Annotated in this window: 10 protein-coding genes; 5 read left to right on the forward strand and 5 right to left on the reverse strand. The window is 67.8% G+C overall.

What is annotated here, in order from left to right; translation table 11 throughout:
- Positions 1–32: 32 nt before the first annotated feature.
- The 5 genes from QFZ57_RS11930 to QFZ57_RS11950 are packed head-to-tail and all read right to left on the reverse strand — an operon-like array spanning position 33 to position 5,553.
- Positions 33–1,325: a DUF58 domain-containing protein gene (locus QFZ57_RS11930; protein WP_306900402.1), complete on the reverse strand. Its 1,293-nt coding sequence runs from the start codon at positions 1,323–1,325 to the stop codon at positions 33–35.
- On the reverse strand, positions 1,325–2,350 hold the full coding sequence (locus QFZ57_RS11935; RefSeq protein ID WP_306630637.1) for an AAA family ATPase: 1,026 nt from the start codon (positions 2,348–2,350) through the stop codon (positions 1,325–1,327). The genes QFZ57_RS11930 and QFZ57_RS11935 overlap by 1 nt, the downstream gene beginning before the upstream one ends.
- The gene (locus tag QFZ57_RS11940; RefSeq protein WP_306900404.1) at positions 2,347–3,561 is read right to left on the reverse strand and encodes a DUF4350 domain-containing protein; all 1,215 of its coding nucleotides are present in this window, start codon (positions 3,559–3,561) and stop codon (positions 2,347–2,349) included. The genes QFZ57_RS11935 and QFZ57_RS11940 overlap by 4 nt, the downstream gene beginning before the upstream one ends.
- Positions 3,558–4,196: a DUF4129 domain-containing protein gene (locus tag QFZ57_RS11945; RefSeq protein ID WP_306630639.1), complete on the reverse strand. Its 639-nt coding sequence runs from the start codon at positions 4,194–4,196 to the stop codon at positions 3,558–3,560. Before QFZ57_RS11945 ends, QFZ57_RS11940 begins: the two co-directional genes overlap by 4 nt.
- Entirely contained in the window at positions 4,186–5,553 is a 1,368-nt protein-coding gene (locus QFZ57_RS11950) for a hypothetical protein (protein ID WP_306900407.1), read from the reverse strand. Before QFZ57_RS11950 ends, QFZ57_RS11945 begins: the two co-directional genes overlap by 11 nt.
- 175 nt (positions 5,554–5,728) lie before the next feature.
- Here QFZ57_RS11950 and mtrA point away from each other — a divergent pair, with 175 nt between their 5' ends.
- The 5 genes from mtrA to hpf all read left to right on the forward strand — a co-directional run bounded on the left by mtrA (position 5,729) and on the right by hpf (position 11,949).
- Positions 5,729–6,403: an MtrAB system response regulator MtrA gene (mtrA, locus tag QFZ57_RS11955; protein WP_018768515.1), complete on the forward strand. Its 675-nt coding sequence runs from the start codon at positions 5,729–5,731 to the stop codon at positions 6,401–6,403.
- 127 nt (positions 6,404–6,530) lie between these two features.
- Entirely contained in the window at positions 6,531–8,321 is a 1,791-nt protein-coding gene (gene mtrB, locus QFZ57_RS11960; protein ID WP_306901572.1) for an MtrAB system histidine kinase MtrB, read from the forward strand.
- A complete protein-coding gene (locus tag QFZ57_RS11965; RefSeq protein ID WP_306900409.1) occupies positions 8,318–10,033 on the forward strand; it encodes an LpqB family beta-propeller domain-containing protein in 1,716 nt (571 codons plus the stop codon). The genes mtrB and QFZ57_RS11965 overlap by 4 nt, the downstream gene beginning before the upstream one ends.
- A gap of 110 nt (positions 10,034–10,143) precedes the next feature.
- Positions 10,144–11,079 (forward strand): ComF family protein, encoded by a 936-nt coding sequence (locus QFZ57_RS11970; protein WP_306900411.1) that lies wholly within the window; start codon positions 10,144–10,146, stop codon positions 11,077–11,079.
- 144 nt (positions 11,080–11,223) lie between these two features.
- On the forward strand, positions 11,224–11,949 hold the full coding sequence (hpf, locus tag QFZ57_RS11975; RefSeq protein ID WP_306630643.1) for a ribosome hibernation-promoting factor, HPF/YfiA family: 726 nt from the start codon (positions 11,224–11,226) through the stop codon (positions 11,947–11,949).
- Positions 11,950–11,977: the final 28 nt, after the last annotated feature.

Genomic DNA, 11,977 nt, shown 5'->3' on the forward strand with positions numbered 1-11,977 from the left:
CCTGTTGCCTGTGGAGGTGACTGCCTCCGGTTTCACAATCTACCTGCAGCCTTGAGCCTGATGTACATGTCCGCAAGCCGGGGCGGCAACTCGTGGGGCTCGGCGTCCACCACCTCCACCCCATACCGCCGCAGCTCCTCGGTTACCGCCGCGCGCTGCAGGAGGGCGCGCTCGGCCGCAGCCGCGCGGAACACCCCGGTGGCATCGTCGCGTTCCCGGAGCATTGCACCCAGCTGGGGGTCCCGGACAGCCGCCACCACCACGACGTGCTGGCCGGCCAGCCGCTCCGCCACGGGAAGCAGACCTTCCTCCGGCGCCCCGCTGTCCAGGGACGTCAGCAGCACCACGAGGGACCGGTGCGCCGAAACGGCGCGGACCTGCCCCGGGACCGCCGGCCAGTCCATCTCGATCAGCTCGGCGTTAAGGGGGGCCATGGCCTGGACCAGCCGGCCCAGGATGTTGCCCTGGCCGGCAGAACCAACCCGCGCCCGGGTTCTCCGGTCGAAGGCCACGAAGTCCACCCGGTCGCCGCCCCGTTCGGCCAGGACGCCCAGCAGCAGCGCAGCCTCGATCCCGGTGTCCAGCCGGGTTTCGTCGCCAATCCTTGCCGCGGCCGTCCGGGAGGTGTCGAGCACTATTACTACCCGCCGGTCCCGTTCCGGGCGCCAGGTCCGGACCACGACGGCGGAACGCCTGGCTGTGGCGCGCCAGTCAATGGAGCGCACGTCGTCGCCGCGGACGTAGTCGCGCAGGGAATCGAACTCGGTGCCGGCGCCGCGTACCTGGACGGCTGCTTTCCCGTCGAGTTCGCGCAGCTTCCGCAGCTTTGACGGCAGGTGGCGCCGGGAATGGAAGGGTGGCAGCACCCGCACCGAGCCTGGACACCCGATGGTCCGCTGGCGGGCCGCCAGGTGCAGCGGGCCAAAGGAACGAAGCGTCACATGCGGCGCGGCGAGGTCACCCCGCCGGACCGGCCGGAGCCGGACCGCGAACCGCCTGCTCTCGCCGGCGGGGACGTCAATGTCCTGAACGGGGTTCTGCGCACCGGCGGAAGGTTGCCATCCGTCCCTGAACGATCCTCGAAGCGCCCGGTTGCCGCCGTTGCGGACCGTGAGGACCGCTTCCACTGCCTTATCGAGCGTCACGGTCTCCGGTTCCGCACGCGCCACATTGACTTGCCGAAGGGGCGCCGCAATCAGCAGGTCGGCGCCCAGCAGTGCCACGAGCAGGGCGAGTGTGGCCAGTACGGTCAGCCATCCCGGGAACAGCAGCACCGGCACAAGGCCCAGCAGCACCAGCGCCACGAAGCGCCCGGAGATGGCCATCAGCGCGGAACGGGGACGGAGGCCAGGATGCTGCCCAGGACATCGTCCACCCGGACCCCGTCCATCTGCGCTTCGGGCTGCAGCGACACCCGGTGCCGCAAGCATGGCAGAGCGAGCGCCTTGACATCGTCCGGGGTGACAAAGGGACGGCCGGAGAGCCACGCCCAGGACCTCGACGTGTTGAGCAGGGCGGTGGCGCCGCGGGGGGAGACACCCAGCTGGAATGAGGGAGCGGACCGGGTGGCGCGCACCAGGTCAACAATGTAGCCAATGATTTCCGGTTCCACCGCCACCCGGCCCACGGCTTCCCGTGCCCGTTCCAGATCCTCCGCACCGGCCACCGCCCGGACACCGGCAGCTGCCAGGTCGCGCGGATCGAACCCCGCGGCGTGGCGGCGGATGACTTCAATTTCCTCCCCGCGCCCGGGCAGCGGCATGGTGAGCTTGAGCAGGAACCGGTCCAGCTGTGCCTCGGGCAGCGAATAGGTCCCTTCGTACTCCACGGGGTTCTGGGTGGCCGCCACCAGGAACGGCGCGGGCAGCGGCCGGGACAGGCCGTCCACGGACACCTGCCGCTCCTCCATGGCCTCGAGGAGTGAGGCCTGGGTTTTCGGCGGGGTCCGGTTGATCTCGTCCGCCAGCAGGAGGTTGGTGAAGACAGGCCCCTCCCGGAAGCTGAATTCGGAAGTGTGCGAGTCGTAGACCAGTGAGCCGGTAACGTCACCCGGCATGAGGTCGGGGGTGAACTGCACCCGTTTGGTGTCCAGGCTCAGCGCGGAGGACAGTGCCCGGACCAGCAGGGTTTTGGCAACGCCGGGGACGCCCTCCAGCAGCACGTGCCCCTGCGAGAGCAGTGCAATCAGGAGGCCGGTGACGGTGGCATCCTGTCCCACCACCGCCTTGGCCACCTCCCGGCGCACGGCAAGCAGTGCCTGCCGTGCGCCGTCGTCGTCCAGGGCCCGGTCGAATCCGCTGTTGGAGTCCATCGGGTTGAGGACTCCCCGGCCACTGCTCTGTTCGCTCATCGGGTCATGACCTCTTTCTCCAGTTTGTCCAGGGCCTGAGACCAGGCAACCAGCCGGGCCTCGGTCTTGGGGTGTTCGTTAATCAGCGTGCGGACCTCGGCGATGTCCCGGCCCAGCAGCCGGGCCGTTGCGGCCGCCGTGTCTTCGGCGGTGGCGCCGGGGCCCATCCGGAGCCTTGCGGAAAGCCGCACCAGCAGGCCGGACCTCAGGTTGTCCCGGGCATGGTCGACGGCCCGCGAGTCCTGGTAGAGCCTGGCACGTCCCTCCGCCGTCTCGACGGCTTTGACCACCACCGGCAACGGCTCGAACACCAGCGGCCCCTGGCGGCGGCCGCGCCACACGACGGCCGCCACTGCAACCAGGAGCAGCCAGGGGCCCAGGAAGCGGGCCCAGTCCGGGGCAAGGTCATCGAGGGTTTTTCCAGACCCGTTGCCTGCTGCATCCTGAAGCGTGGGCAGGTACCAGACGAGGTCCGGGGAGGCGCCGAGCATCCTGACTGCCAGCGCGGCGTTTCCCAGTTCGTCCAGCCTGTCGTTGCCCAGGACGGCCGTGCTGCCCAGCACGGCCAGGCGGCCGTCGCCGCTGACGGCAAGCATTCCGGCAGTTCCTGCTGCCCGGTAGCAGGACGTGCCGCCGTCGTACACAAATCCTCCCTGACCCGTGACCTGCCCTGCCGCCTCCGCGTCGGTGTTGGAACAGCCGGGGTCAAGGACCGGGAAAGCATCGGGAACCACGCCGGCCTGCCGGATGCCGCTGCCAAGGGCGGCCAGGGTCTCCAGCCGGGGGGACACCACCACCACCCGGTCCGCCGCCGCTTCCAGGGCGGCCAGCTGCTGCTCACCCAGGATGCCGTTCCTGTCGTAGAGCAGGAGGGTGGGGGAGGAGCTGGCGCGCAGGTCCTCCAGCGCCGCATCGAACCGGTCCGGGGTGCGGACTGACACCCCGTGCCGGCCCAGGATCTGGCCAAGCGCCTTGGCCCCGGCCGGCCCGGCGTTGTGCACGGAGAGGGGAATGGTGTCGCCCTTGGGAGCGAGCTGGGTGCCGATCACCAGTGCCAGCGCCGCAGCCACCACCACGCCCGCTATGGTCCCGGCACGGTGCCGCCGCAGCCAGCCCGGGAGGGTCCTGCCAGCTGGCGCGGATCCGGGGGGCGTCTCCGGTTCTTTGGCAGCGCCCCGATGCTCCGCGCTGACAGTGGGGAGCCCGGTCATGGCTGCGCCGCCGTACTTCCGGCGGTGGCAGGCTTCATGGCGTCCAACGTGGTGTCCAGCCCCGCCATTTCCCGGTAATCGTTGCCGCCGGCTGCCCTGTTTCCGTAGCGGATCCCGTCAAAAGTGGCTGCTGCCAGGGCCAGGCGCCGGGATTCCGTGACGAACGGCACGGACAGTGCCCGCGCCGCCTCGTCCGCGGTCCGGCCCGGCTGGGGGTCAAGGATGGCCCGGTCTTCGGCGCTGCGGACCAGCGCACGGAAACGGTCGACGACGGCGTCCCCCCACTGCGCGGCCGCGGCTGCGGCTTCCGCGCGCGTCCGGTAGTCCGCGGCGGCCAGGGCCGTTTCCCGTTCGAAGACGTCTTTGGCCTGCCGGGCGCGTGCGTGCAGTCGGGGGCGGGCCAGGATGATGGCGGCCGCGATGATGGCGGCAATGACGAGGGCGATGACGGGGCTGGGGACCGGCGCAGCGTCCCCGCTGGAGCCGTCCAGGGACTGCAGCCAGTCCAGGAAGTTCCGCCACAGGGTGTCCAGCCAGGACGGGGCGGCGTCACGGTACTCCGGTTTGGCCAGTTCCTCGGCCGCCCAGCGCCGCGCCTCGCCGGCGTCGGGAAGCACGGGAGGTTCAGCGGCCATACGGCCATGCTCCTGGCACCGCTCCGTAGCCGGGGTGCGGGCCGCCGCTGCCGGCCTGGGCGCCGCGGCCCGGGATGCCGTCCGGATCAGCGCCGGTCTCCAGCTGGCGCAGCAGTACGATGTCCAGTCCGTCCTTGCGCATCCGCAGGTCCATGTAGAGCAACGCCATGACTGACGTCTGGAAGGCGTAGCCGACTGCGCCCACCAGGGCCCCGACTACCGCGGTGATTATGCCTGCGGCCACGGCCAATGAAGCTTCCTGTCCGCTGCCGCCGTGCGGCGAGATGACACCGGAGAGGATCGTGGGGAGGATGCTTGCCGGGATCAGGACCACCTGGGTGATGACAGCCACCAGGATCCCCACCACCAGGGTGATGCCGAGGATCCGCCACCAGTTGGCCCGGGTCAGTTCCCAGGAGCGGCGGAGTCCGGCAAAGGCGCCCAGTTCCTCGATGACGACGGCGGCGGGAGCCACCATGAGCTTGACAGCCACCCAGAGGAATCCCACGCCGAAGCCCAGCATCAGGGGGATGACCAGCAGTACGGCCACGCCGCGAACGTTGGAGAACAGGAGCACGATCAGTGCGAAGAAGAGCATCACCGCTGCCAGTGACGCTGCCACCAGCAGCGCCGCCAGCCTGACCAGCGCCCCGATTCTTGGACGCGCCAGCGACAGCATGCGCCGGAAGCCGGTGGGCCGGTTCAGGACGGACCGGGACACGGGGACCACCATGGCCCCTTGGAGGACAGCGGCAAGGAACACCGACAGGATGGACAGCAGGGCAAAGCCGGCCATCAGCCCGATCCCCAGGGAAGCGACGTCGGCGCTGCCCGCCGTCTCCGCCCAGGCCTCGATGGACCCGGACGACGTTGCAAGGACGCCTGTGAGCACCGCCGCGAGGATGGCCGACAGGGACTGCGCAAGGAGGCCCGCGCCGAGCATCGCCTTGGCATTGTGCCTGATGGCCTGGAAGGAGCCGTCCAGGATCTCCCCGAACATCAGCGGCCGCAACGGGATGATCCCGGGCTTGGGCGGGGCCGTATACCGTGGCTGCCCGGGGTGCGGCGCGCCGTAGGGTCCGCGGGGATAAGGGGAGACGGTGGACGGCGGCCCGTTGTACGGCGACCCACCGTGCGGCGGCCACTGCCCCCACGCGGGAGGCTGCGTTCCGGGCCATGATTCGTGGCCGCTTTGTGCCTGCCGGCCTGCCTCCTGCCCTGCCGGCGGCGCCCACGGCTGCTCCCAGACAGGCGGCACCGGGGGGCGCCCGCCTGCAGAGGCCCGCCCGCCGTCGTCGCGTCGTTCTCCCGGCCGCTCCTGCGCCGGCTCCCCGGACCCCGACTCCTTTGGTGACACTGAATCCTCCCCCATACCAGTCCGCCTGCCCTGCCACCGCCGGCCAAAAAGGTTTGCACCGGCTGGGCACAGCATGACCCCAAGACTATAGTTCCGGCGCCGGGCGGCCTAGTGCCCCGCCATGCCGGAAGCCGCTCAACAGGACAAACCCATCCCGATAAGGGAATATATAGCTATGAAGGCACGCATTCTGGTGGTAGATGATGACGAAGCGCTGGCCGAGATGATTGGAATTGTCCTCCGTAATGACGGCTTCGAGCCGGTCTTCTGCGCCGATGGCGCCCAGGCCCTCGACGTGTTCCGGTCATCGCGGCCGGACCTGGTCCTCCTCGACCTCATGCTTCCCGGTATGGACGGTATCGAGGTCTGCCGCCAGATCCGCGGCGAGTCGGACGTGCCTATCGTCATGCTGACCGCCAAGTCCGACACCTCCGACGTCGTCCGCGGACTGGAATCCGGCGCCGATGACTACGTGCCAAAACCGTTCAAGCCGGCCGAGTTGGTTGCACGCGTGCGGGCGCGTCTTCGCCCTGGCGACCAGAAGGCCCCCGAAACGCTGCGCATCGCGGACATCACCATCGACGTAGCCGGCCATACCGTCAGCAGGGGCAACGAGCGGATCTCCCTGACGCCGCTGGAATTCGATCTCCTGGTGGCACTGGCCCGCAAGCCCTGGCAGGTTTTCACCCGGGAACTGCTGCTGGAGCAGGTGTGGGGCTACCGCCACGCCGCTGACACCCGCCTGGTCAACGTCCATGTCCAGCGCCTGCGGTCCAAAATCGAGCAGGACCCGGAAGCTCCGGAAGTTGTATTGACGGTGCGTGGTGTCGGCTACAAAGCAGGGGTCTGACCCGGCCGCGCAGGACGGGGAACCGGATCAGCGCGCAACCCCGGACTCCGCGGACGCGGGCCTGAATCGGGCCGGCACCGCCCAGAGCGACAGTGTCCAGGGCGCGCCGGAATCCGGTGGCACCTTTATGCCCGGGCTCCGGCATGTGGCGTTCCGGGCAAGGATCTGGCAGCGGCGCGCCCTGATTGTGGTGCTGCGCGTGGCAAGGCTCGTCCTGACGGGTGTCCGGCGCTTCCTTCCCGGGCTGAGGTACCTTGGGCGGACCCTGCAGCGGCGCTGGCGCCGGTCCCTGCAGTTCCGTACCGTTCTGACCACCCTGATGCTGACCGTGACCTCGTTCGCTGTTGTTGGCGCCTACCTGTCCACCCAGATTGCCAACAACCTGTTCCAGGAGCGCCTGACGCAGGCGGAGTCGGAGACCCGCTACAACGTCAAGCAGGTCCAGGAGACGTTCGACGGCGCCCAGGTCACCGACCAGTCCAGCGTCATCACCCTGGTCTACGACACACTGAACGCCGTGGAGGGCCGGGGCTCGGTGATCCAGCGCCGTTACGTCTTCGAAGCGATGCCGGAGCAGACCAAGCCCCGGAACCGGTGGGTGGAGTCCCGGGCATCGGACCAGCTGACGGTCAGCGTCATTCCCCCTGAGCTGCGCAAGGCCGTCCAGCAGTCGGGGAAGGACCAGTACTGGGCCTCCACCGTCATCCCGGTAGGCACCGAAGACAGGCCGGGGATCGCCGTCGGGAACAAGGTGACCTTCAACGGCACGGTCTACGAGCTGTACCTCATCTACGACCTGAACACGGCACAGCAGACGCTGAACGAGATTCAAAGCGTCCTCTGGGCCGGTGGCGCAGTACTGATCCTCCTGATCGGCGCTGTCGCCTGGTACGTCACCCGCAATGTGGTGAGCCCGGTGAGCCATGCCGCCATGGTGTCGGAGAAGCTGGCAGCCGGGCAGTTGCAGGAGCGCATGGTGGTCAAGGGCGAGGACGAAGTGGCCCGCCTGGGTGCCTCCTTCAACCACATGGCCGCCAGCCTGCAGGAGCAGATCACCCAGCTGGCCACGCTCTCGCAGATGCAGCAACGCTTTGTCTCCGATGTTTCGCACGAGCTGCGGACACCGCTCACCACCGTCCGCATGGCGGCAGAGGTCCTGTACGACGCCCGTGACGACTTCGACCCCATCAACAAGCGGTCCGCCGAGTTGCTCTACAACCAGGTGGAGAGGTTCCAGTCGCTGCTCTCGGACCTGCTCGAAATCAGCCGCTTCGATGCCGGCGTGGCCGTGCTGGATGCTGAACCCGAGGACATCCTCCAGGTGATTGCCCACGTGATTGAGGGCGCTGCGCCGGTGGCTGCGGAATATGGTTCGGAGATCGTTTACGCCGTTCCCGATGGTGCCATGATCGTGGAAATGGATGCCCGGCGGGTCGATAGGATTTTGCGGAACCTGATTCTGAACGCGGTGGAGCACGGTGAGGGCAAGCCGGTGACCGTCACGGTCGCGGCAAATGAAACTGCCGTTGGCGTTGCCGTCCGCGACCATGGGATCGGGATGGACCAGGCACAGGCTGCCCGGGTGTTCGACAGGTTCTGGCGTGCGGATCCCGCCCGCGCACGCACCACGGGGGGCAGCGGGCTGGGGTTGTCCATCGCCATGGAGGACACGAAGCTGCACCACGGCTGGCTGCAGGCCTGGGGCAGGAAGGGCGAAGGTGCCAACTTCCGCCTGACCCTTCCCTTGCGCCAGGACGGCGACATCACGGAGTCGCCGGTACAGCTGGAACCAAAGGACGTCACCAATCCGGGCGCACCAGGGAGCGTTCCGGCAGAACAGGATTACAAAAACATGTTGGTGCTGCAGACGGGTGCGGCCAAGCCGGCTCCGATGCGGGCGCCGGAGGAGACGCCATGAGGGTCACCGTGCGGCACACGAAGTACCCGGCGGCTCTGCTGGCTCTGCTGATCGTGCTCCTGTCAGGCTGCGCCCGGATCCCCACCTCGGGACCGGTGGGGAAAAGCAGCGAAAGCAGTGCCGGCAACGTCAGCGCACCGGTGTTCCTTCCGGCAGCACCCCAGCCGGGCGCGCCGCCGGAGACCATCATCGACTACTTCTACCGGGCAGGCAGCGGCTACGAGGACGACTATGCGGTGGCCCGCCAGTACCTGACCCAAGCATCCGCCGTGTCCTGGAAGCCGGACAAACGCGCGTTGGTGTACCGGGAGGCACGCGTGGTTCCTACAGGCACGGACAACATTTTCAACTATGAGCTGGATGTCTCATACATGGTGGATGCCGACGGAATAGCCACCCAGCCGCCGCCGGGAACCGTGGAACGCATTCCCGTAACGGTGACGCAGGTGGATGGAGAGTGGCGGATCTCCGCGATCCCGGACGGGACCGCCATCGCGGAGGAAACGTTCAAAGTCATCTACGGTGCCTACCCCATCTATTTCTACGACCCCACCTTCACCTACGCCATTCCCGACGTCCGCTGGTTCCTGAAGAACAAGACCGTCAAAGCCATGACCAGCGCGCTGCTGGCCGGGCCCGCTCCATACCTGCGCGGCGCCGTCGCCAGCGCCTTTCCCTCCGGGATCAAGCTCGCCCGTGAGTCCGTGCCGGTGGTGTCCGGAGCTGCCCAGGTGGACCTGACTGCCAAGGAGTTGACGGAAACTTCGGCGGAGGACCGGCTCCGCATGCAGATGCAGCTGACCCTGACGTTCCGCAGCCAGCCCGATGTGGTCAATGTTGAACTGCGCGCCAACCAGGACCTGGTCCGGGTGGAGGACAACGGGTCCGTTCTTCCTCCCGTGCTGGACAAGACGGTCGCGTCGCGCCAGATCGCCATCAGCGGCAATGAGCTGGTGCGCTACGAAAACAACCGCGTCACGCCGCTGCCCGACATGCAGCCCGTTTCGGCGCTCAACCCCCGATATCCCGCGGAATCGCCCGTGTCGCAGACCGCAGCCTTCCTCAATGAGGGCCGCACCACCCTGTACAGCATCAGCCCGGGCCAGCCCGCCCGCACCCTGACGACGCGGAGTACGCTCAGCCGGCCGTCCTTCAGCGTTAACGACTGGGTGTGGACGGCCGGACCCGGCGCCACCGGTGCCACCGAGGTGGTGGCGTTCCATCCCACCGGAGTGGCAGAGGGGGCAGCTGTTCCGACCGTGACGCTGGCACCCTCCTGGCTTGCCGGCCGCACGGTGAAGGAATTCCGGATCTCACGTGACGGCGTGCGCGCCCTGGTCATATCCGAACAGAACGGGAAGTCCAGGGTGCAGGTGACGGGCATTATCCGTGCCGGCGACGGCACCCCGCGCGAACTGACCGCGCCCGTTACCCTGGTGGCCGCCAGCGACCCCGACCAGGGGGTCTGGGTGAACGGCACCACCGTTGCCGTCATGAAGGGGGCGGCCGGTTCAAATGTCACGCCGGAGCTGCTTTCCCTCACCTCCGGGCAGCCGCAGCAGCTGGCCCCCTGGCCGGGTTTGGTAGCCATCAGCGCCGGAAATGGTGCCGATGACATCTATGTACAGTCCGGGGAGGGTGTCTTCCAGCGCCTCGGCAACGGCTGGTCCCCGCAAATCAAGGGCCCTGTTGATCCTGCGTTTCCGGGCTGACACATCCTGGGTGGTGGCGGAACTCTTTCACCGTCCTGGCAGACCCGCCTTATCCACATAGCCGCGGCCGGTCCTCGAAGGTGTCTGGGCCCTGCGGCCATAGTGGGATGGTGAACGGCCCATCCCGCAGAAACGGCACCGCTGGTTCCGGCCGCCAGGAGACCCGGAGAGCGGATCCTGACCTTCGACCTCCCCTGCCCTGGGCGGCACTGCACCGGGCCGAACCCACGGCCGCCCGCCTGCGCCTTATCGATTGGTTGGCAGGCGCCGCGGCGGATCTCCTCGCCTTGGCAGTCCCGGTGGACTGCGTCTGCTGCGGAGCGGAAGACCGGACCTTGTGCCCACCCTGCGCCGGCCACATCCGCCGGCTGACCAGGCATCCGTTCCGGGCGGAGAGCGGAGCCCCCGCCCTCATGGACGTCACCGGGGCAATCATGCTTCCCGTTGTGGCAGCGGGGGTGTACCGGGACGAGCTGGCACAGGGCCTGCTGTCGTTCAAACGGCACGGCCAGCATCAGCTTGGCGGAACTCTTGGGCAGGCGCTCGCCGGGGCAGTCAGGGCCTCAGTCCGGGGCGGTAACGGGTTCCTGCTGATCCCCGTGCCCACCAGCACAGCGGCCTACGTCAACCGGGGATTCAGCCCGGTCCACCTGCTGCTGAAAGATGCGGTACGGCAGCTTCCAGGCCTCGAGGTGGCGGATGTCCTGAACAAGACCCAGGGGCCTGGCCGCATGCTGCCCGGCGGTCAAAAAGGTCTGGGCAGGGGAGCCCGCTCCCAGCGCGTGCGGGGATCCATGCGGGTCAAATCCGGCGCCCGGGCGAAGGTTGCAGGTCGCCCCTGCATCATTGTCGACGACGTCCTGACCACCGGCGCCACCCTTGGGGAAGCAGCCCGCGCACTGCGTCTTGCCGGCGCCCAGGTGAGGGGCGCCGTCGTGCTGGCGGCGACACGCCCGCCGGACTCCGGGGACGCCGGCACTGCCCCCGCCAGCCCCTGCGGGAACCACCATGACTTAGAAAAAAATAAACCGGGAAAGGATGAATAACGGGTGGCTATGAACTAACGTCGGTGGTGGGTACCAAGAACAGAATGTACCTTTCGATGGCGGCTCGGAGAGGGGCTCGACTGTCAGGCAGCCCGGCCCAAGGAAGCGCCGCCGTCGTGTCACCGAAGTCATTTGGAGGGCACCATGGAGTTTATGATCAGCGGACGAAATCTGACAGTTTCAGACCGTTTCCGCGAATACGCCGGGGAAAAGATCGCAAAAATCGAATCGCTGGGTGACAAAGTCCAGCGGGTCGACGCGAAAGTCTCCAAGGAGACCAATGCCCGGCAAACCGGCGACCAGTTGACCGTTGAGGTGACTGTCCTGGGGCGGGGGCCTGTAATCCGTGCCGAAGCGAGCGCCGCAGACAAGTTTGCCGCCTTTGACCTCGCCTACAACAAACTGCTTGAGCGGCTCCGGCGGGCAAAGGACCGCAAGAAGGTCCACCACGGCCGCCACACTCCCAAGGCTGTCCGTGAGGCCACCGCCTCACTCGAACCAGCCAGCGCCCACGAACCGCTGTACCTTGAGGCCAACCACCGGAGCGAAACCGCCCAGGCCCCGGAAGAAAAGTCCCCTTACGATGTGGACAATGACATTCCGGCCGGAAACTCGCCGGTACTGATCCGGCGCAAGGTCTTTCCCGCTGCATCCCTCTCCCTCGACGATGCCGTAGACAACATGGAGCTCGTGGGCCACGACTTCTACCTCTTCGTGGACAAGGCGACCAACACGCCGTCCGTCGTGTACCGCCGCCGCGGCTGGACCTACGGCGTCATTACGCTGGACCACGAATGCGAGCCAGGAGACACGGTGGTTGAGGAAAAGATCCTTGCCTACCGCTCCGACGACGCCGCCGCCAACGCTTAGGGTGGACCCAACCACCAGAGAGGACTGA

The organism is Arthrobacter sp. B1I2, from assembly GCF_030816485.1.
Taxonomy (GTDB): domain Bacteria; phylum Actinomycetota; class Actinomycetes; order Actinomycetales; family Micrococcaceae; genus Arthrobacter.